This window comes from Bacillus sp. E214, from assembly GCF_008087365.1.
Lineage (GTDB): Bacteria > Bacillota > Bacilli > Bacillales > Pradoshiaceae > Pradoshia.
Genome location: NZ_VENN01000001.1, coordinates 551,631 through 572,464, shown reverse-complemented (window position 1 = coordinate 572,464; position 20,834 = coordinate 551,631). Strand labels below are relative to the sequence as shown.

The 20,834-nt window shown below is 35.5% G+C and carries 22 protein-coding genes; 7 read left to right on the top strand and 15 right to left on the bottom strand.

From position 1 onward, the window contains the following. Positions 1 to 71: 71 nt before the first annotated feature. The 7 genes from FHY47_RS02720 to FHY47_RS02695 form a co-directional block, all read right to left on the bottom strand. Positions 72 to 1,463, bottom strand: coding sequence for an FAD-binding oxidoreductase (locus tag FHY47_RS02720; protein WP_139891162.1), 1,392 nt, complete (start codon positions 1,461 to 1,463; stop codon positions 72 to 74). A 361-nt stretch (positions 1,464 to 1,824) separates the two neighbouring features. Then, entirely contained in the window at positions 1,825 to 2,679 is an 855-nt protein-coding gene (locus tag FHY47_RS02715) for an ABC transporter permease (protein WP_066099955.1), read from the bottom strand. After that, positions 2,672 to 3,592 (bottom strand): ABC transporter ATP-binding protein, encoded by a 921-nt coding sequence (locus FHY47_RS02710; protein ID WP_139891164.1) that lies wholly within the window; start codon positions 3,590 to 3,592, stop codon positions 2,672 to 2,674. The genes FHY47_RS02715 and FHY47_RS02710 overlap by 8 nt, the downstream gene beginning before the upstream one ends. A gap of 421 nt (positions 3,593 to 4,013) precedes the next feature. Continuing rightward, entirely contained in the window at positions 4,014 to 4,637 is a 624-nt protein-coding gene (locus FHY47_RS02705) for a pyridoxamine 5'-phosphate oxidase family protein (RefSeq protein WP_148629605.1), read from the bottom strand. Between the two features lie 128 nt (positions 4,638 to 4,765). Continuing rightward, on the bottom strand, positions 4,766 to 4,915 hold the full coding sequence (locus FHY47_RS19410; protein ID WP_316246002.1) for a GNAT family N-acetyltransferase: 150 nt from the start codon (positions 4,913 to 4,915) through the stop codon (positions 4,766 to 4,768). Continuing rightward, on the bottom strand, positions 4,915 to 5,073 hold the full coding sequence (locus FHY47_RS19405; protein ID WP_316245981.1) for a hypothetical protein: 159 nt from the start codon (positions 5,071 to 5,073) through the stop codon (positions 4,915 to 4,917). Before FHY47_RS19405 ends, FHY47_RS19410 begins: the two co-directional genes overlap by 1 nt. 58 nt (positions 5,074 to 5,131) lie before the next feature. Further along, positions 5,132 to 5,758, bottom strand: coding sequence for an NUDIX hydrolase (locus tag FHY47_RS02695; protein WP_066099964.1), 627 nt, complete (start codon positions 5,756 to 5,758; stop codon positions 5,132 to 5,134). A gap of 182 nt (positions 5,759 to 5,940) precedes the next feature. On the opposite strand from FHY47_RS02695, the gene FHY47_RS02690 reads away from it, so the two are divergent. Beyond that, complete coding sequence (locus FHY47_RS02690; RefSeq protein WP_140461321.1) at positions 5,941 to 6,357, top strand: organic hydroperoxide resistance protein; 417 nt, start codon at positions 5,941 to 5,943, stop codon at positions 6,355 to 6,357. A gap of 113 nt (positions 6,358 to 6,470) precedes the next feature. On the opposite strand, the gene FHY47_RS02685 is transcribed toward FHY47_RS02690, so the two are convergent. Further along, on the bottom strand, positions 6,471 to 6,776 hold the full coding sequence (locus FHY47_RS02685; RefSeq protein ID WP_148629603.1) for a DNA-binding protein: 306 nt from the start codon (positions 6,774 to 6,776) through the stop codon (positions 6,471 to 6,473). Between the two features lie 318 nt (positions 6,777 to 7,094). Between FHY47_RS02685 and FHY47_RS02680 the strand changes: the two genes are divergently transcribed. Beyond that, positions 7,095 to 7,412: a hypothetical protein gene (locus FHY47_RS02680; RefSeq protein WP_187393415.1), complete on the top strand. Its 318-nt coding sequence runs from the start codon at positions 7,095 to 7,097 to the stop codon at positions 7,410 to 7,412. A gap of 26 nt (positions 7,413 to 7,438) precedes the next feature. Beyond that, complete coding sequence (gene yidC, locus FHY47_RS02675) at positions 7,439 to 8,221, top strand: membrane protein insertase YidC (protein WP_308810529.1); 783 nt, start codon at positions 7,439 to 7,441, stop codon at positions 8,219 to 8,221. Between the two features lie 145 nt (positions 8,222 to 8,366). On the opposite strand, the gene FHY47_RS02670 is transcribed toward yidC, so the two are convergent. After that, positions 8,367 to 9,854, bottom strand: a complete 1,488-nt coding sequence (locus FHY47_RS02670; RefSeq protein ID WP_066099972.1) for an aldehyde dehydrogenase family protein — start codon at positions 9,852 to 9,854, stop codon at positions 8,367 to 8,369. A 358-nt stretch (positions 9,855 to 10,212) separates the two neighbouring features. On the opposite strand from FHY47_RS02670, the gene FHY47_RS02665 reads away from it, so the two are divergent. Continuing rightward, positions 10,213 to 10,629, top strand: coding sequence for a hypothetical protein (locus tag FHY47_RS02665; protein ID WP_066099976.1), 417 nt, complete (start codon positions 10,213 to 10,215; stop codon positions 10,627 to 10,629). Between the two features lie 61 nt (positions 10,630 to 10,690). On the opposite strand, the gene FHY47_RS02660 is transcribed toward FHY47_RS02665, so the two are convergent. Beyond that, the gene (locus FHY47_RS02660; protein WP_066099977.1) at positions 10,691 to 11,614 is read right to left on the bottom strand and encodes an aromatic acid exporter family protein; all 924 of its coding nucleotides are present in this window, start codon (positions 11,612 to 11,614) and stop codon (positions 10,691 to 10,693) included. 164 nt (positions 11,615 to 11,778) lie between these two features. On the opposite strand from FHY47_RS02660, the gene pepT reads away from it, so the two are divergent. Beyond that, entirely contained in the window at positions 11,779 to 13,011 is a 1,233-nt protein-coding gene (gene pepT / locus FHY47_RS02655) for a peptidase T (RefSeq protein WP_148629602.1), read from the top strand. Positions 13,012 to 13,388: 377 nt separating this feature from the next. Here the strand turns inward: pepT and FHY47_RS02650 are convergent, their stop codons facing one another. Further along, on the bottom strand, positions 13,389 to 13,763 hold the full coding sequence (locus FHY47_RS02650) for a DUF2750 domain-containing protein (RefSeq protein WP_066099981.1): 375 nt from the start codon (positions 13,761 to 13,763) through the stop codon (positions 13,389 to 13,391). A gap of 810 nt (positions 13,764 to 14,573) precedes the next feature. On the opposite strand from FHY47_RS02650, the gene FHY47_RS02645 reads away from it, so the two are divergent. Together FHY47_RS02645 and FHY47_RS02640 are read left to right on the top strand one after the other, a co-directional pair. After that, entirely contained in the window at positions 14,574 to 15,410 is an 837-nt protein-coding gene (locus tag FHY47_RS02645; RefSeq protein WP_140461319.1) for a peptide ABC transporter permease, read from the top strand. Then, positions 15,403 to 16,383, top strand: coding sequence for an ABC transporter permease subunit (locus FHY47_RS02640; protein WP_066099986.1), 981 nt, complete (start codon positions 15,403 to 15,405; stop codon positions 16,381 to 16,383). Before FHY47_RS02645 ends, FHY47_RS02640 begins: the two co-directional genes overlap by 8 nt. Before the next feature lie 179 nt (positions 16,384 to 16,562). Here the strand turns inward: FHY47_RS02640 and FHY47_RS02635 are convergent, their stop codons facing one another. From FHY47_RS02635 to FHY47_RS02620, 4 genes are all read right to left on the bottom strand, one after another. Further along, positions 16,563 to 17,039 carry a BsuPI-related putative proteinase inhibitor gene (locus FHY47_RS02635; RefSeq protein WP_066099988.1) on the bottom strand — a complete coding sequence of 159 codons (477 nt, stop codon included), beginning with the start codon at positions 17,037 to 17,039 and terminating at the stop codon, positions 16,563 to 16,565. Between the two features lie 62 nt (positions 17,040 to 17,101). After that, positions 17,102 to 18,523, bottom strand: coding sequence for a hypothetical protein (locus FHY47_RS02630; RefSeq protein ID WP_066099991.1), 1,422 nt, complete (start codon positions 18,521 to 18,523; stop codon positions 17,102 to 17,104). 333 nt (positions 18,524 to 18,856) lie between these two features. Next, the gene (locus FHY47_RS02625) at positions 18,857 to 19,624 is read right to left on the bottom strand and encodes an alpha/beta fold hydrolase (protein WP_066099995.1); all 768 of its coding nucleotides are present in this window, start codon (positions 19,622 to 19,624) and stop codon (positions 18,857 to 18,859) included. A 465-nt stretch (positions 19,625 to 20,089) separates the two neighbouring features. Continuing rightward, on the bottom strand, positions 20,090 to 20,485 hold the full coding sequence (locus tag FHY47_RS02620) for a hypothetical protein (protein WP_066099998.1): 396 nt from the start codon (positions 20,483 to 20,485) through the stop codon (positions 20,090 to 20,092). Positions 20,486 to 20,834: the final 349 nt, after the last annotated feature.

Sequence of the window (20,834 nt, the reverse complement as noted above, 5' to 3'; positions counted from 1 at the left end):
AAACTCATCCACCAATACATGTCTCTATCTTAAGAGAGCTATCAAGGTTAAAACAAATTCTACCAATCTATTTATTTCTCTTTCTTTATTTTAAAAATTTTATTTGGGTTTAGAAGATTATCTGGATCTAGTACCCGTTTAATCTTTTCCATCACCAGCAGTGCTTCTCCGTGTTCTTTCTCTTGGTATTTCTGTTTCCCAATGCCGACACCATGTTCTCCTGTACAAGTTCCTCCTCGTTCAAGTGCATACATGACAATCATTTCATTATATTGATCAGCTCTTTTCAGTTCATCAAAATCATTCATATCAATCATTAACAGAACATGAAAATTGCCATCACCGACGTGCCCAACAACACCGCCTGTAAGCATTAACAAATCAAGTGTTTCTCTTGCATGAGCAATAGCACCTGCTAACTCGGAAAGGGGCAAACAAACATCGGTTATCATGAGTTTTTTTCCTGGGTGTCCATGAATATAGGAGTAAGCTAGATTATGGCGAGCTTCCCATAGCTGATTTCGAGCAGCATTATCGGTCTCGAATTCAATACGTTCACAATTGTGAGCCTCCACAATCTCTTTCATAAATTCAACATCTTGCTTTAAGCCCGCCTCATTCCCCTCAAATTCTAAAAATAAGGTTGGCTGTTCCAGATAGGCCGTCTTATTATGAAGGTTTACTTGTTTCATAGAAGGTTCATCTACGAGCTCAACTCTTGCAATTGGAATTCCCGCTTGTAAAATATTCAAGACTGCTTCAACAGCATCACTAACTGTTTTAAAGGATGCTCGCGCTGCCATAATATTTTCAGGAATACCGTACACTCTTAATGTCAATTCAGTAAAACATCCAAGTGTCCCTTCCGAACCAACAAATACACCATTTAAATGATAGCCAGAAGAAGATTTTTCTGCTAAATTTCCTGTATGAATCACTGTGCCATCTGCGAGAACAACCTCTAAATCCCGAACTTGGTCACGCATAATTCCATATTTAACAGATGTTGTTCCACTGGCATTTGTAGCTGCCATCCCACCAAGTGTTGCATCTGCTCCCGGATCTACGGAGAAAAACAATCCGTATTTTTTCAGCTCTTTATTCAACTGAGAACGCGTCACCCCTGGTTGAACTTTCACAAGAAAGTCCTTCTCCCTAACCTCTACTATTTTATCCATAAGAGAAAAGTCAATCATGATTCCATGGTCATAAGGAATAACATGCCCTTCCAAGCTTGTTCCCCTTCCAAATGGCACAATCGGCACTTTATATTGATCCGCTATAGTAATTATCTCCCTCACTTCTTCTGTGTTTGTCGGAAACACTACTATATCAGGCAGACTAGCACGATGATACGATTCATCTATGCTGTGTTGTTCTAAAATAGTATGATTGGTCGTTACTCGGCTTTCTTGAATAACACTTCGCAGAGCAATTAACAATTCTTCAGTGGTTTTGATCAATTTATTCGCCCCTTATTATCATTTTTCCGCGGTATTTGTTAATGGTATTTTTGCTGTTTGAATTATAAAAATATACCTTTATAGTAATTCCTCTTACTTTCAATTCTCTCCAACCTCTACCATTATATCAAATATTAGGAAAATATTTGCAATTCACATTCCCTAATATTGATTCTAATTAAAGCTTTAGGGAATAAGAAAGGATCATACAGCTTCGATATAATAATCGAATAAGAGTCATTATTAAAAAATACTGGTTGAGGATGCGGTGAAGGGCAATTTAGCTGGATTAACATGAAATTGATTCAGGAAAAAGATAACTATATTAGTGCATGAAAATAGCAGGAAACTATGTCCCCTGCTAAGATTTCTTTCGTGATACATTCCATACGGCAAGAGCGAAAAATAAAATGGTGACTCCTACCAGGACAAGAATATGCGTGCTGCCTTGGGCAGTAAAGTCACCATATGTCAGCACAACACCCAGTTCTTCTTTAAAACCATCGACTGCAGCACTTGGTGCACCGTCGAATGATATTTTTAAGGGCTCTTCCATAAATACCTGACGAAATAAGACGCCTGCATGGGTGACCGGAAAGATCTTCACAATCATTTGTACAGCATCAGGAAGATTGCCAATTGGTATGTAAATGCCGGTAAGAAATCCGATTAATGTCCCGATAATCGTACTGCCAGTTGCAAATGCATTAACACTTGAAAAGAAGCTAACTAAGAAAAACACCATTGCGCTTGAGGCTAGAACCGATAGGAACATCAACACAATGATTTTTAACATACCTATGAGTGGCAAAAGCTCCCCACCGTTTGCGACAATATATATCTCCGCTAAGACAAAAGTGACCATACACATGATGAGGCCGACCATAAATGAACTGATTACATAACCACCAGCGATTTGATACCTTTTTAATGGCGAAGCATAGAAATCTTTTGCATTGCCATTTGCCCGATCCTCTACCATTGTGCCAAAAGCGCCCATTGTCGTCGTGACAGAGGTAACGGCAAGAAGACCGCCCATAATCCAACTGTCCATTAAGTATCGAGCTTCCTTAATTTCGGTCATGTCCCCTGCAATGGTATCTCCAAGAAAGAGGACATATAAGCCAATGATAATGAAGACGGCCAATAAGGAGAAGAAGACCGCACTTTTATCCCGAAAAAATAGTTTTAGATTACGCTTTGCTAAATTAAACATCAGCACGTATTTCCTTTCCTGTGATTTCGATGAACACGTCATCCATTGTCCCATGCATCACTTCAAAATTTGCAATCAAGGGCTCTGCCAATTTTAGAATCGAGAGGGCCTCTTTTGTATTCGCTATTTTAATGATCATCAGTTGATGCTCGTTTTTGTAACTGATTCCATTGGCTTGAAAAAGCTCATCGAGAGCAGCATAGTCAATCGGTTCAATTTTCAGCATATCTGAGCTATATGTATTTCGCAGTTCATAAGGAGTTCCCTTTGCCACAATCTCTCCATCATCAATAATCATGATATAGTCGGCAGAGGCGGCTTCCTCCATATAATGTGTCGTCAAGAATACAGTCAGTCCCTGATCTCTTTGCAGGTTCGTAATCGTCTCCCAAACACTTCTTCTTGTTTGGGGGTCAAGACCGGTAGTCGGCTCATCCAGGAAAAGAACCTTCGGTGTGTTCACAAGAGCTCTTGCTATATCAGCGCGGCGCCTTTGTCCTCCTGATAATTTTCCGTATGGGCGATCAATAAAGTCCATGACATCAGCTGCAATCGCTGCTTGTTCCACTCTGGATTTGAGCTCCGATTTTGGAATCTGATAGAATTTGGCTCTTGTTAGGAGATTTTCCCGTACAGTCAGGAGAGGGTCGAGCAGACTTTCCTGGAAGACTACCCCGATTGATTCACGGATTTTTGAATCATTTTTAGCAATCTGAAAGCCATTGATGATGATTTCTCCTTTATCTGGCTTCAAGAGCGTGCATAACATATCAATTGTCGTGCTTTTGCCCGCGCCATTAGGACCGAGGAAGGCAAACAGCTTTCCTTGCTCTACATAAAAATCAATATCATTCACCGCAGTAATGTCACCATAGGTTTTGGTGAGGCGGCGTACCTCAATGATTTTTTCCATATAAACACCTCAATTCATATAAATAGGCAGATTAGAATGTTTTTTCGTTGGAGAGTTTTAAAAATGGGGTCAATTTGTAATATTTAATTATATTATAGCTCGGATAGAAGCAATTTGGCGATGGAATATATGCGGTGAAGTGAACATTCTATCCTGATTAAAACATATATAGACTGGATTTACAGATTGAGGGAGAACTTCGAGATATTTACACGACAATATGATGCTCCTCAATTTTCTTAATGTATTAAAAAATAAACCGATTAATGATGTAAAACCACTCTATAAATATGTAAAAAGGTACATGAATTAACGCGTGATTTCTTTAAATAACAAGAACAGCCACATCCTTACGAAAACAGTCTTATTTTTACTGTGGCGAAAGAATAAGATTACTATCAGAGAGCAACAAAAAAATTGCTTAATATAATCTGGTTGTGTAACCCTCCTTTAATTGAATTTCAATGTCTTCAGCTCTTGTTTTCAATTTGCTGGCATGCGCTGCAAGTATCTTTGAAGCTTGAGGAAGAGAATTTTTATCTGGCCACGTTGTCGGGTTCCATAATTCTGATCTAATAAATGCTTTTGCACAATGAATAAAGCATTCCTCTACCTTAACCCCAATACCGATGTTTGGTGTCTTTCCATTAACACCTAAACACTCAAGCAAGTCTGGATCTTTTACTACGTACCCTTTTCCATTTACACGGAGGGTTTCACCCAAGCCTGGAATAATAAACAACAAGCCTACTCCAGGGTTCATTAGAAGATTGTATAGGGTGTCCATTCTTTTATTGCCTCTCCGTTCTGGAATTATCAAATAATTTTCATCCAATATTCGAACAAATCCAGCTTGGTCTCCCCTAGGTGAAACATCTAAATTCCCGTTTCCATCCGTTGTACCAAAAAACACAAACGGAGATTTGCTTATGAAATGAACACAATGATCATCCAATCGTTTAATCACTTTATTTTTTACTAGTTTACTTGGTTCTCCTATCAGAGCACGCAGTTCATTTGCCTCCGTTATAATCTGTTCAAACATTGTATTCCCCCTTTTTTATTTAACCAAATAGGTTTCAGCCAACTCCTGATTCAAATAGCGGGCCATACCTGTTTTCAATGGGTAAAATCCGCATTTTTTATAAAATTCCTCGTTTCCGACTGTCGAAATTAAGTGGATACAAGATACGGATTCAATTGTGTTAATAGAGAGTTAATAATTTCCTTAGCTACTCCATTACCCTGTTCGTCTGTATGGACTACGAGATCATAAATCGCACCATTAAATACACCATCTGATAGCGCTCTTCCAAAACCAATTAGTCTATCTTCTTTAAAAGCAATGGCACATGCGTGCTTACTGTGAATACTTGATTAATCATTTCAATTGTATGCTTATTCCAGCCCACAGATTGATAGACTTGCTGCATAGACTCGGCATATATTGAGTTATAATTTACTTTGATTTCTATGTCCATTCCGAGATTCAGTTGACTATGCTACCGATCGTTTATCTTTTCTAAGCACTTCCTCGATTTAAGCTTTCCGGTTAGAGCAAATAGCTTCTGCCACGCTAACAAAATACTGCTTAGAATGCGGTACAAACCGGTCCTTACTTATTGTCTCCTTAAACCAGGTTTTACCTCCGCTAGAATCCTGCTTATAGCCTTCAATCTCCAAATGATCTGAATCTCCATTGTAAAAAGAAATAAAATCGTATAATCGAGCTTTTGCCATTCCAGATACTTCTTCCGGCTGCAGGATAAAAGTCTCCATAGGTTCTGTCATTTCATAAAGAAAAACATGACTTAATTCATGGTCTTTGATTGTCTCTGTTTCTATTACATTAGGAAACATACCAAGGCTGTTTAGTTGATCATAGGTAACATTTAATCCAAGTTCCTCATTAACTTCTCTTACACCATCAGCTACCGTTTCGTTTGAAAGAATATGTCCCGCTGCAGTTATATCGTAAACATTAGCAAAATCTTTTTTTAAATGACTTCTAAGTTGAAGATACATATATTCTTCATGATTTTCTTTTCCAACCACATAACATTGAAAGGTTTGATGCCAATATCCTTTATTATGGACTTCATCGCGTGTGGCTACCCCAATCGCGGAACCTGATTCATCAAAAATAGTTAGCATTTCTGTTTCCATACATATACACACTACTTCCCATATATTTACTTTCACCATTATTATATGCCTAGCTTTTCTATGTAGTCTAGATAAAAAAGGAAATATTTTCATAATGATTAATACCTATTCTTTTGACAATCTGTTTAATAAAACCAAAATAGGGAAAAGTGCTATATATCATTAATTAAGGAGTTGGTTTGATGGAACCATTATATACAGCAACCGTCACATCTACAGGCGGTCGTGAAGGACATGTAAAATCTGAAGACGGGATTATAGATTTAGATGTGAGGCAACCAAAAGCATTGGGAGGTAGCGGAGAACAAGCTGCAAACCCAGAATTACTGTTTGCAGCAGGATATGCTGCCTGTTATGACAGTGCATTAAACCTCGTATTACGTAAGGATCGAAAAAAAGTAGATACAACGGTCACGTCTAATGTAACGATTGGTAAAGATGAAGAAGATGGCGGTTTTAAACTGGCTGTCCGCTTAGATGTCTCTATCCCTGGTTTGGATAAAGAAGAAGTTAAAAAATATGCTGATATGGCCCACCAGGTTTGCCCTTATTCTAAAGCAACGCGAGGAAATATTGAGGTAACCATTATTACGGTGTGATTACTTACTTTCTATATAAGTATTTTTATAGGATAGAGTCTATTCGCTTATAAATAACAGAACAAACGACTGGGAAACCAGCCGTTTGTTCTTTTTTTACTTAAACCGTCCGTTTAACTGCTAAAATTCTCGGATGAAATCCATTCAATTAATTGATTTTTAGGATAATAGGTAGTTCCGTTTAATACCAGCTTAGGGACATCCTGATATTCAGTCAATAAAGCCTTTATTTCATTCCTATTTAATTTAAAAACATAGGCTAGGTCACTCTCTTTTAAAAACACATTGTAATCAATTACATTTTTAGACTGACGAAAATTTATGAGTCCTTTACCTACGTAATGCCCCAATAAAGCTAATCCAACTCCAATACAAAATAGCCCAAAATTTATTCCTGCACCTGATATATCTATTTCCAAATCTATCTCCCCCTTCTTTAATTCTAGTAAACATAAAGAAATTTCCCTTCGAATTCCGACTCTTTTATATGCATCTATATTTATTCGATTAAAATATTGTTAAATCCTTTTATTAAACTTTATTTTGGTCTTGCAGCATAATGATTAAGGTAGCTAACACCTTTGTTTATATAAGTAAATATCAATCAAAAAACTGCTTCACCTCTCAGCTAAAACTTTATTCCCTTCTTATTCGTCTCTTCTCACTTAATAAGAGAACTTCTTCTATCCCTGGCATTCATTTAATGGTATAGTATCCATAACAAATCACTTCATAATTTGAAAATCTTAAACGGAGAGTTGCCAGCCATGATAGGATTATTAATTGAATACGATTATGATGTCATACAGCAGACATTAATAATTGCCTTTTTATTCTCGGTTGTCTTTCCGTTAGCCGCCTTATTCATAGTGCATAAGCAAAATAAAGTCCTTTTCAGTAACCACTATGAAGAAGGAACGAATCAACCGATTTTAAAAAGCAATAAGAAACAGCCAATTATAGATAAACGCCATATTCAACGCTTTTTCACTTTATTTCGTATTAAGGTAAACCCCGGAGATAAAGAAAGCAGCCATTTCCATCCCATCGTATAAACAAATACATGATCGGAGGAAATGGATTGAAAAAATTAATAGGTGTTTTATTCGCAGGAATGTTGTTGAGTGGATGTTCAGCCAATTCTAACGGAGACGGTTTTTTCCAACACTTTATTGTCTCTCCCTTATTATCCTTACTGGAATTTAATGCAGATCTATTTCAGGGGAATTATGGGCTCGCCATTATTTTGGCTACGTTGCTGATTAAATTATTGCTCATGCCGTTGACTGTTAAACAGTATAAAACTCAAGCTGATATGAAACGGAAAATGGAAGTTTTAAAGCCTGAGATGGAAGCTATACAAGAAAAATTAAAACAAACAACTGATGCAGCGAAGAAAGCAGAAATTCAACAGGAAATGATGCAGCTTTATCAGAAGCATGGCGTAAATCCTCTCAATATCGGATGCTTACCAATGCTGATTCAAATGCCGATATTAATGGGATTCTATTATGCCATTAGGGACTCACATACAATTGCAACCCATGACTTCCTTTGGTTTAGTCTTGGCGAGGCGAACATGATCATGGCGTTAATTGCCGGATTGATTTACTATCTCCAATTCAAAGTCAGCTCAAGCCAAATGCAGCCTGAACAGCAGAATCAAATGAAATTAATGGGACTCTTGTCACCTATGATGATTATGTTCATTTCTTTTTCGGCTCCGGCTGCTCTTCCGCTCTATTGGATAACAAGCGGAATCTTCTTGATCATCCAGACATTCGTTTTACAAAGTATCTTTAAACAGGAAGAACCAAAAGACCTTCCAAAAATTCAAACTGAGCCATCTTTAAAGAAAAGCTAAGCTCTTAATAAATAAAATCACCCCATAAAAGACAGACATAGCTCTGACTTTTATGGGGCTTATTTATGCTCTTATTTAACTGATTAACCAAATAAGGAAAAACAGTGTGATTACCGTCCATAACCACACTGCTTTCTTAAAGATCTTAGTCCATATTAATCCATACACTCTTCACTTCTGTGTAGTTATCGAGTGCATAGCTTCCCATTTCACGACCAATACCGGATTGTTTGTACCCTCCAAAAGGAGAAGCCGCATCAAATGTATTATAGGTATTTACCCATACCGTACCCGCTTGTAACTTATGTGCGATTTGATGAGCCTTTTTCAAGTCCTGTGTCCAAACACCTGCCGCTAACCCGTAGTTGCTGTCATTGGCTTTTTGTATAAGATCATCAATATCATCAAATGGCATGGCCGCTACAACAGGTCCAAATATTTCTTCTTTTGCTATTGTCATGCTATGGTTTACATCTGCAAACACGGTCGGTGATACAAAATAGCCTTTATCAAATGGAATATCCCCTCCAATTAACACTTCGGCTCCTTCTTCAACACCTTGGTCAATATATCCTTTTACCCTGGACTGCTGCTGGGCGGAAATAAGCGGGCCCATCGTTGTATCTTCTTCTAACCCATTACCCTGTTTAATATCCTTGGCACACGTTATTAAATCAGAAACGACATTATCATACATTTTCTTTTGGACATATAAACGGCTGCCTGCACAGCAAACTTGCCCCTGATTGAACATGATACCCATTAATGCACCCGGAACAGCCTTTGATAAATCTGCATCCGGAAGAATGATATTCGGCGATTTTCCTCCAAGTTCCAATGTTACGCGTTTCAGCGTATCAGCAGCTGATTTCATAATTTGTTTACCCACCTTAGTCGAACCCGTAAAGGCAATCTTATCGATCATTGGATGATCGACCAATGGTTGTCCTGCTGACGGACCATATCCTGGGACAATATTGACGACTCCATCCGGGAATCCAGCTTCACTAATTAGTTGTGCCAGGTATAATGCAGAAAGAGGTGTGTTTTCTGCTGGTTTTAATACGATTGTACACCCGGTAGCAAGTGCCGCTCCGAGTTTCCAGGCAGCCATTAATAATGGGAAATTCCACGGGATAATCTGCCCAACCACTCCAACTGGTTCATGTTTTGTATAATTAAAAAAATTACCGGCTACTGGGATGGTTTGTCCCATGATTTTAGTCGACCAACCTGCAAAATAGCGGAAGTGTTCAATGGCTAATGGAATATCTGCATTAGATGTTTCACGGAAAGGCTTCCCGTTATCCAATGTTTCCAATTGAGCCAACTCCAACTTGTTTTCTTCCATTAAATCTGCCAATTTGTATATTAAACGACTGCGTTCTGCAGCATTCATTGTTCTCCATGGTCCTTGATCAAATGCTTTACGTGCAGCTTTGACAGCTAAATCAATATCTTCAGATTGCGCTTCTGAAATCACAGCCAAAACTTCACCAGTAGCAGGATTCATTGTTTCAAATGTTTTACCAGATACTGAGTCTACGAATTCACCATTCATATATAACTGTTTTGTACCTTTTAGAAACTCTGCTAATTTGGGACTAATATTAGAGCTTATAGTAGTGGTCATTTAATTCCCTCCATTTATATCCATCATTTTGTGAACGTTTTCAGTATATTCCATCTATTTTCCATTTTCAATTAATTACCATCTGAAGAGCAAATGAATCGTTCGCTCCTTTTTGACATGAATTAATTCAATACACCATATATTTGTTGAAAAAGAGCAAAGCTTGATCTATATTGTACTTTTGTGTTCTTTTAGCAACATAGACGCGCTTTTTGCATTTTTAAACACATGCTTTCAAAATGAATGATAAAATGCTCTCATACAAAATAGTTTCTCTTATTGATAAAAGGGAAATATATCCATTGTATAGAATAGTATTAAAGAGGCTCCATCTTTACTTTAACGAGGAGGTTCCAATTTGAATCAGTCAGTACTTATTGAGGATTTTAAGTCCTTCTTTCTTGAATTTCAATCTATATGGAATAGCTGTAATACTGAATTGATGATTTCCAAGCTTTCTCTGAATTTATCTGTTCGTTGGGCAAATGCGGATGGTGTCGTTTCAGATTGGGGATATAAGGAGGCTTGCCTAGGATGGGCAGAAGCTTTTGAACAATATTGCGGACATAACCCAAAATGGAATTTTACTATTTTACATACTACTCCAGCGTCTGAGGATGAGGTCATTGTTTTATTTTGGGTAACATTTGAAATGGATGGTGAAAAGAAAGAGGTTGTTAAACTGTTTGTACAGAGATTTAAAAGATATGAAGATGGATGGAAATTGTTGCATGAATACTGTGAAAGTTTACGGCCAGAAGCAGCAATATTATAGACGCCATACCTTTCTTCCACACAAAAAAACGAACTGTTTTGAAAACAGCACGTTCTCTTTACTACGATTGGATTTCGATAAATTGCTCAATTTTATTGATCAAGATTAACAGGGCAGCACGAGTTTCAAACTCCTCCCTTGTTTTTGGTAAATCCATATTCTCAAACTTACCTCTTAGATTCTGTAATTTTAACAGTAGACGATTCCGGTCTTCTATATTTGCACCCAAATCATCTACGAAGTCAGCTACCATTTCATTCTGCTCAAATGTTGTAGGCAGATGAATGATTAAAGGAGCCATTCGCTCAACGATTTGGAATTGCTGATGCACTTTAGTGAAGTATTGCAAATAATAGGAGTCTCTTTTAAAAAAGGAATTTTCCTCACTTCTCTTGGCTAATTCCATACCCACTTCGATTAGCTTCTTTGTTTTAATAATGTATTCATCATTCCAAACACGTTCTTTTTTCCGAATAAACTGACCGAATTGCAAGAAGATCACTTTAAAATTTCCTTCTAGCTCCTTTATAATCTTCTTAATCTCACCTTCAACACTTGGCATATATAAGTTGAACAAAAGAGCGACCAGAATTCCAATCGATACGATGCAGATTTGGTTTAAAATAAGCTCATACGTAATATTTTGCGATATGTATAATTGCATGACAATAACAAAACCAGGTACAATACCGTCCTGAAGCCCCAGCTTAGCCATGACCGGTATATAAATAAATAATAATAAACCTACTGCAACAGCTGTATAAGCACATCCTTCAAATATCAATACAGCCAATAAAATCCCAAGTATACAAGCTGCAAACCGCTGCCATGCAATCTGTATACTTCTGCGCTGTGTACTCTGAACACTTAATAAGGTGATAACTGCAGCGGTTGCTGTATTTTCCAGCGACAAAACTTGAGCAATAACCAAGGCAATCATCGCGCCAATCGCTGTCTTAACTGTGCGGCTTCCAATTGTAAACATGGTTGTATCGATCCCTTCTTTCTTTCCATCCCCATTATATAAGAATACCCGAAATAAATAAAATTACCTCTGTACGGAAATATTAACCTAAAGAAAATTCGAATAACTTTTTGTTGATCAATAAAACTTTCGTTATAATAGGAATACAGAAGGAGATGAATCTGATGAATAATAAATTAGTTGAACGCTTTATTACATATGTAAAAATTGATACCCAATCCGATGAAAACAGTCAAACATGCCCTTCTACAGAGAAGCAATTTGACCTCTTAAATCTTCTAAAAGATGAATTGCAGACAATAGGAATGGAAGAAGTAACACTTGATGAAAATGGCTATTTATTTGCCACCCTTCCCGCGAATACAGAAAAAGAAGTACCAACAATCGGCTTCCTTGCTCATGTCGATACGGCTACTGATTTTACCGGTAAGAATGTAAAACCACAAATCGTAGAGAATTATGATGGCGGTGATATTACGCTTAATAAAAATCTTAATGTCATCCTATCACCGAAAGACTTTCCTGAGCTAAAAGAGTATATAGGTAAAACACTTATTACCACTGACGGCACTACTCTGCTTGGTGCTGATGATAAAGCAGGCATCGCTGAAATCGTAACGGCAATGGATTACCTAATTAAACATCCGGAAATTAAGCACGGCAAACTTCGTGTCGCTTTTACACCGGATGAAGAAATTGGCAGAGGCCCTCATAAGTTTGATGTGGAGCGTTTTAATGCTGACTTTGCTTACACACTGGATGGCGGTCCCATTGGTGAACTTGAATTTGAAAGCTTTAATGCTGCAGGGGCAAAATTGACTTTTAAAGGAACCAATGTCCACCCAGGATCCGCTAAAAATAAAATGGTCAACTCCTTAAAGATTGCCATGAATTTCAATGATGAGCTTCCAAAAGAAGAATCACCCGAATATACAGAAGGCTACGAAGGCTTCTATCATCTCCTATCGTTAAACGGTGATGTAGAACGTACTCATGCCGCTTATATTATCCGCGATCATGACCGTGAAAAATTTGAAGCCAAAAAAGCGACGATGAAAGACCTTGTTGCAAAATACAAGGCTAAATACGGCGAAGAAAATATTATATTAGATATGAATGATCAATATTATAATATGGGAGAAAAAATTGAACCTGTAAAGGAAATAGTCGATGTCGCCCATCAAGCCATGGAAAACTTGGGCATTAAACCAATTGTTAAACCAATTCGCGGCGGTACAGATGGTTCCCAACTATCCTATATGGGCCTGCCTACTCCTAACATCTTTGCCGGAGGAGAAAATTTCCACGGTAAATATGAATATGTAGCTGTTGAAAGTATGGAAAAAGCCACCGAAGTCATCATAGAACTTGTACAATTATTTGAGAAACGGGCATAATTTCTCTTATATGAAAAAGAGTGTGCAGAATAGAGGATACCAAGTCTATTATAGAGGCTAGGTATCCTCTTTTATTTGAATTTAACCAGACAAGGAAAATGGTATATCCAATATAAAAGAACTATTAAAACCCCAATTATATCCCTCCGCAAGCCGCAAAATATATACTACTTATTTTCAATTTTCTCCAATAGGGCAATAACTTTTTCGTTTTGTGCGATTATTATTTCATTTTGCTTTCTCAGTTTTACAAAGTCAAAGAGATAGACTAATAAAATCACTATAATTAAAAATCACAATCCTATTCCCCTTTCACAGTACAAAATAATTCCATTTATTATTCATTTAACCTACCCAGCCAGTAGGAACAACCTATCCTATAGATTACGAATCATTTCCTTAATTTCATCACGTGATTGAATGTTCGAATCTTTCCCGTTAGGAAAAATCACCGCAATACCACGGTCATTTTCAATATCAACAAGTATATCATCTAAAAATGTAGTTAATGGAACGTTAAAAGCTTCGTATGAATTATGATCTATTTTAGCAGCCTCTATTTCAGCAAAACTTCGGCTTGGCCAAACTGGAAGCAAAAAATGATATTCTCCTTCATCTTCTAATAGTAATAAGTCGCCATTATTTTTATCACGAAGTAGCCACACCTGTTCATCCGTCACAACCATAGCATAAAAATAAGTAAGTCTTTTTTCAGCAGGACGTTTTAAAATAAATTGTTTAATTAACTTCATATAGACCATTCCTTTTCACGACATATAATTTAAATTTATTCGACAGATAAAATAGAAAGTCCTTCTTTCTTCCGAAGAACTGCCCTTTACCCCTGTAAGAATTCATCGAAAAAAGGCAGTAATTCGCCTTGAATCAATGCCGCTATTAAATCTATTACTCTATTTATTTTTAATTAAAAAAACAACGTCTGCATAAAACTCATTGTCTTATATAACTTCATAACGCCATAACCCACTTTGAGGAACTTCAAAATTAACTGTAAAACGCTATAATTTTGAATAACCCGGTGACGGTTCTTTGATTCTTATTGGATTTAGAGCCGTTATCTTCTCTTCTGTTTCTTTATGATAGGCATATATAGCTAATTCTTTACCTTCAAAGGTTTTAAAAGGGGCAGTAAAATGGAATACCTACCCAAATGGTTTACCTGCTATTAAATTAGGTTCTGGATTTACCGTTAATAAAATTTATATTCATTACGAACTTGCCATTCTTGATTCATTATGGTTTCTTTTGGTTTATTATTTTCGGTTTCTTTTTTTGGAGAACAGCTTACTAACGTTACAAGAAAAATAAGCAAAAATATGGGCAGAAACCTTTTATTATTAATCACTTCCTCTCAGTTATTTTTAACAAACTTCCTTTTATTAAATAACCATATATTCGTGTAAATAGACTTAAAGATTCGTATTCTGGAAACAAAAATAATTTATAGACAAAAAAGATAGATATAATTATGATAAAATTATATCCAAAAATTAGGATAAAAAGGAGATGATTTTATTTTAATTTTCAAAAAAACTGCAGTAATGATAACAGAAGTGCTTATAGCCATTTTTGTAATTATCTGCGTTAGTGCATTGCCAACACTCTTCAGAGATATTTCTGTTAATTTTTTTGCTTTCTTAGTAGAAATCAAAAACACTTTTCTATCGTTATTACACCCTCTAGATATCACATATGGGATGGGCATCCAAAGACCAGTTTTTCCACAAATATTCTACCATTATAAAGAATCAGTCCTACTGATTGTTGCATCACTTTTAATTTCAACCATACTTGCATTCTTATTAACTTACCTAATCCTATTAGTTTTTCAAACAATTAAAGGTAAGATTATGTGGTTTCTCACGATTATTGAGTCCCTACCAGATATATTTTATATAATCGCACTTCAATTTCTTACTATTATGTCCTTTAAAAAAACAGGTACGCTCTTATTTAACGTAGCTTCCGCGGGGGATGATCGGGCCTTTTTTCTCCCTATTGTATGTCTTAGTTTGCCTTTAACCTTACTGTTGACTAAATTTTTAATACAGCAATTTGAGAAAGAACAAGGGAAGTTATATGTAGAATATGCTGTAACTAAGGGAATGAAGCCACTATACATATTTAATATTCATATATTTAAAAATGTATTATTCAGTTTATACCACTATTCCAAAACGGCGATTTGGTTTGTTATATCTAATTTGGTTATTTTGGAGTATATGTTCAATATGACAGGGATTATCTATTTTATCTTTAGAAAATCACCCGAAATATTTGTAATCGGTATACTGATGATTTATTTGCCATTATATCTTATTTATCGTATATGCGATTGGTTAATTCCCCCGGTTGTAAGAGGTGAAGCGATTGATTAAACTTTTGCTAAAAAATAAAACATTTATGGTTGGATTTTTATTTGTATTTATCTTATTGATTTTGAGTATGGCTAATACACTCTTTAACGATAGTACGATTAGAACTGTGCCTCTATATATGGATGATCAAGCGAATATAGTAGATTCTCCTCCTTACCAGCCATTTACACATGGGTTTATAGCTGGTTCAGATTCAGGTGGAAGAGATTTACTTCATATGATTATACATGGTGCAAAATTTACGATAGGGATTGCTTTTCTCATTGCTATCTTACGGGTTTTATTTGCCTTAATATTTGGCGCTTTTTTAGGAGTATATTGCCAAAAGTATATTCGTTGGTACGAAAAAATATTTGATCCAATTACGGTGATTCCACTAACGTTAGTAGCATACTATGTTCTATTCAGTGTAATTGTCTATGGAGGAGATGGTTCTCCTTTTCCATTTTGGGAAAGAGCTTTGTTTGAAATAGCAATTCTAACTTTTTATGCTGTACCGACATTGGCTATCTATCAAGCTAATGAAATAAAAAAACTTCATAAAGAAGAATTCATGGAGGCTGCTATGGTGTTAGGTGGCGGTAAACTACATAAATTAAAGACACATATACTTCCTCATTTAAAAGAAAATATCGTTATTATTTTGATTCAGCAGTACATACAAGTACTCGTTGTATTAGCTCATCTAGGAGTACTAAAAATTTTCTTTGGCGGTACATTACAGGATTCTGATGGAAATGCTAACTCAGCTTCTCACGAATGGTCAGGTTTGATTGGCCAAGCTTACGATAATCTGATCGGGTATCCCTGGTTACCACTTATACCTATCCTATTTTTAGGATTAACCATTTTATCCGCTCAAATGATGCTAAGCGGGTTCACAGATGTAATAAATAATAAAGCTTTATATCTGGCTAAAGTATCTAAACCGAGAAAACGTGCTGCTAAGAAGAAGATAGAAACACAAAACTAACTATTTAATGAACACGAATGTGTCTGGCTTGATAGTTGTATAAGGTAGAATCATTAGGAATTGAATCATAAAAAAATAGCCCAATCATATTATAAAATTAAAATATGATTGGGCTATTTTTTTACATTGATTTGAAGGTTAAGTATCCAAATATAATATAAATTGGTACCCTCCTTTCGTTAGTCTACTTTGAACTGAATTTTTTTCCTTGAGTCATCCTTCACCCCTTTGGCTGTTAACCATGCTTCTAGAGTGTATTCTCCAGGTTCAAGGTCTTTCAAATGGATATCATGCGTTAATTGCGCTCCTTTAACCAGTTCTTTTTCAGTAATAACCTGTATAAAGGATTTTCCCTCTGAATACTGGATGATTGTTTTTCCCGCTTGATCCTTTAAAATATAATCAAACGTTTGGCCGCTGTTAAACGTTAATTTAATCGGTTTCGCTGTCTCGTTTTCAACTGTATATACAAATAAGTAATCATTTTCGACTTTGTTCTTTTGGACTAAGCTTGACGTTAAACTTGCATCATTGATACGATTTGTACTCTTATCTATATTCACTGGTTTATCATCACTTCCTTTGTTTGGACTGGGTTCTTGCCCGCATGCTGCCAACAGGAGGATACATAAAATAAAGCTTAGACTTTTTTTCAAACTCACACCTCCTTATAATTCCTTTGTTTGTTAGGTTCTACAATCATCTGCCATTCCCCTGCTCAATCATTCTTAGATTTTATTTTTTCCTTCATCCATTTATAGACTGTTACGATTCCTAACACTCCACCCAACGCAATTCCGGATAATGCTACAAATAAAGCGATATATTCAAAGAAGGAATAGGATGCAGCCTGGGACCAGTTAATATTCCCTTTCCAATCCTGTTCAATGACCAGATTCATGCCGTAAATTCCCGAAATAACCGTATATGTAGTTAAAAACGTAAGTAAATATTCATGTCGTTTCCCTGTTAGCTTTTCGTGGTTTTTATAGAGATTGCCAAGTGTTCGGTTCACATGATTATAAAGCTCATCCATATGAAAAATATCTTTCATTTTTAAATAGATTTCTTTCCCAAAAATCCGGCTATGTACTTCAGGCTGATAAAATTGTGCAGAAAAATTCGTGATTCGAATGATAAGCTTTTCAATAGAACCTTTTTTATCATCCACTCTCAGCTGGGAATTCTCATACGATAATTCTAATAAGAGGAGTCGATTGAAAAAGAATAAAATATTTGTGTAAAAATTTTCTCCATACATACGCTCAGCAATAAATTTACTTTTCTCTTCACATTCATTTGATAGACAGACAAATGCATAATTACTGATTATATAATAGGAAGAATCGCCCCATCGATCATATACATGCTGATCACAAAAGCGATGGATGTATGCCTCCGATTTAGCACCGGCATAGGGATGTCCTTCCCTATCATATCCCTTAATCAAAGCGGCTCTGTATAAAGAAATTTCATCCAGGAGGGTATTCTTTTCGAAAGCTAAATAGTAGTAAACTTGCATACGTTCTTCTATAAAAAATGGCAAACTGCCAAAATAGGTTGTATGCTCTTTCTTTGATAAATGATCCTCCAGCCATGGACAATATTCATTGAAAATAATTCCTTTTGTTTCAGAATACTCTTTTTCATTTAATCTAATAACTATATCATGCGGTTTATCTAGTTGTCTGAATAAGTCTATAAAATGAAGAACATCATTATAGCTCATATGATCAGGCAAATTAATTCGCATATTCATAATGCCAATATTATACGGACAAACAAAGATATCAAAAGATACTAATATAAAATCAGTTTCTAAATACTTGGATTGTAAACAACCCTTTTGATTGATAATTTTACTAAAGCGACGAAATGCATTTTTATCCTTTATAGTTGGGGGAAATAAAATGGGCTCCATATTAGGAAGAAAAAATTTCTCCATGCGTTCATGAGATACTCGTATATCTCCATAAAATTTGCAATCCTGACTTGTATCTCTTAAATCAAAAAACTCCCACTGCTCTTTTATTAACTGCTGAACCAAGCCCTCACTCCGTGAGTCCTTTATTTGAAAGGGGAAGATGAACTGTAGGTAGGATTGTTCCACTTGAAGTTCTGGGATTTCTATCTTAGACATTCTGTATACCCCCATCTCTCTATCTATCTCTCTTTTCCCTCAATACTGGATTAAAAAACTTATTGATTGGTTTATATAATAACCTATGATGAATAATTGGGTTTATATTCAATATATACAAAACAAGTACTAATATTAAGAGGAGAGTGGACTATATTCTCTCATCACACCCATTCACAGTCCAAAATAAAAAACCTTCTAGAGAGATTACCACATCACTCTAAAAGGTTTAATAACCGATGTAAAAGAATTAAGATTATTTTAGTAAATGAATTGTTTAATCGATATATATGCCAATCGCTTTACTATCATCAACTTTGGCTTTTTGTTATTTCAATGCGCCAATAAAAATTGTAAGGATATCTCATTGAATTGGGCAGCTTGATCTATATTACATACATGACCGCTATCCTTTAATATGACTAACTGACTTGATGATTGTTTTTTTACTAGCCGCTTCACTGGTTCTAAAAACACATAATCCTCATCTCCCATAATATATAATGTAGGAATATGTGTATCTTTTTCATTGATTTTCAATAAATAGCTTGCGATATCACCAGTTAGTGATAACCAACGCAAAAATTCTCTATGCTTAATTTTTCTCGCCTCTTGAACAAATAAATGACGTGAAGTTTCATGGGTTTTTCTCGGCATTAAAATCCAGGCAAATAGTTTATATAACCACATAAATGGGATTATTTTCTTAAACATATTTGCGATACCAAGTAAAAAGTGCAGCCTTGGTGTAATACGTATTACAGCGCCTGCAAGTACCATCGAATGAAACCTTTCAGGGTTCGTCTCAGCTAACTGACGAATCAGCATTGTCCCCAGTGAAATTCCTACAAAGTGAGCTTTATCAATCTTTACTTCATCTAAAACATTTAAAATATCTTCGCTAACCAAATCAAGTGTATATTTAGTTGGACTGTTCTCAATCTCACAATCACCATGGCCGCGAAGATCGACGACCAACACATTAAAATGCTTACGGTATACTCGAATTTGCTTGTACCAAATAGTTGAGCTACCTCCTGCACCGTGTACTAAAACAACCCATTCTTTATGTTGTTGACTATAGATTTTATAATGTAACAAATTTTTCATCCTTTAGTTATTTAACATATACTATCATTACGTACAGCAACACTCATGGTTTCAAATTTTAGAGTATTTTACATTAGATGTATGCCCAAAAGTAATATCCGTAAACATTTCCATTTATCAGATACCGAACATATCTATAATTTTTTCGCTTCCTGCTAGCGTTTGATCAAGCATTTATCACTTCTAACATTTATTTCCTCTTGGGTGCTAGATATACAAATATTTTTAATAAATGAAGGAGCAGCGGTAAAAGACGATACATAGTCTAATCATACTGAATCTTTCAGTAAGGGACTTTGTGAAACAAACGATAATCAGAGTATTAAATAAGCCAAAAGAGAAAAAGCACTTTTTATAGTTCATGATAAATTAACATCGGCCGATATAATAAAAGCCCCATAGACAAGTCTATGAGACTAGAGGTATTATTTCGTTATAATAGTAATATTCAAATATTTATTTTTTGGGACTGCGCCATTTTTCAAGTGCAGTCTGTAATACAGATGCTAAAAAAAGAGTTTCTCCTATACTGATTAAAATTCGATTCATTGGATTATGCATATTAATCGATTCTCTATCAAGTTTACCTATCTGTTCTTTTTTTAATTGAATAATAGCTTCTTCAGCTTGACCTTTTGAGAATCTTAAAAGCTTATTTCCCCAATCCTGATCATCCTTCGTAAATAATACAGAGTCTTCTTCAATGATTGCAGCAAATTTTACACCGTAATTATTTTTGTAGTGATACGGAGCTTTTTCAAAGAAATCCTCAGGCGTGTCTTCTAACATTTCATGTTCAGCTTGTATAGCCTTAATCTCTTCTTCTACTTCTAAACTAGTGCTTGTAACCATAAATACCAACTCCTTCTGCTAAGTACTTAAAAGTATAAACGGTTTACCAAAAGTTGTCTTCTTATATATGGAAGGATATAAAAAGTAATTATATTTAGAATTTTCTTTTAAATATAACTACAATTTTGGAATAATGATTACATTATGTAATAAATAGTTCTACCCTCGTATACAATAGCTAATTCTAACTTTAAACGATATATTATACATTGATTTATAGAAAATTTTATTATTCGAAGAATTTCTACACCCTTTTTGTTAATATTCACTCTATGATTATCTTATAATCATTCTACTGAAATCATATATTTCTTAACCTCTAGATAATCTGTAACCATCATTTATTTAC

Bases quoted from the DNA above. Each gene is read 5' to 3' on its own strand.
- FHY47_RS19405 (WP_316245981.1), bottom strand. From the start codon at position 5,073: ATGGACATAGAAATCAAAGTAAATTATAACTCAATATATGCCGAGTCT.
- FHY47_RS02630 (WP_066099991.1), bottom strand. From the start codon at position 18,523: ATGTCTAAGATAGAAATCCCAGAACTTCAAGTGGAACAATCCTACCTA.
- FHY47_RS02710 (WP_139891164.1), bottom strand. From the start codon at position 3,592: ATGGAAAAAATCATTGAGGTACGCCGCCTCACCAAAACCTATGGTGAC.
- FHY47_RS02695 (WP_066099964.1), bottom strand. From the start codon at position 5,758: ATGGAAACAGAAATGCTAACTATTTTTGATGAATCAGGTTCCGCGATT.
- FHY47_RS02620 (WP_066099998.1), bottom strand. From the start codon at position 20,485: ATGGTTACAAGCACTAGTTTAGAAGTAGAAGAAGAGATTAAGGCTATA.
- FHY47_RS02670 (WP_066099972.1), bottom strand. From the start codon at position 9,854: ATGACCACTACTATAAGCTCTAATATTAGTCCCAAATTAGCAGAGTTT.
- FHY47_RS02645 (WP_140461319.1), top strand. From the start codon at position 14,574: ATGATAACAGAAGTGCTTATAGCCATTTTTGTAATTATCTGCGTTAGT.
- FHY47_RS02650 (WP_066099981.1), bottom strand. From the start codon at position 13,763: ATGAAGTTAATTAAACAATTTATTTTAAAACGTCCTGCTGAAAAAAGA.
- FHY47_RS02705 (WP_148629605.1), bottom strand. From the start codon at position 4,637: ATGTTTGAACAGATTATAACGGAGGCAAATGAACTGCGTGCTCTGATA.
- FHY47_RS02690 (WP_140461321.1), top strand. From the start codon at position 5,941: ATGGAACCATTATATACAGCAACCGTCACATCTACAGGCGGTCGTGAA.
- FHY47_RS02660 (WP_066099977.1), bottom strand. From the start codon at position 11,614: ATGTTTACAATTGGAAGCCGCACAGTTAAGACAGCGATTGGCGCGATG.
- pepT (WP_148629602.1), top strand. From the start codon at position 11,779: ATGAATAATAAATTAGTTGAACGCTTTATTACATATGTAAAAATTGAT.
- FHY47_RS02715 (WP_066099955.1), bottom strand. From the start codon at position 2,679: ATGTTTAATTTAGCAAAGCGTAATCTAAAACTATTTTTTCGGGATAAA.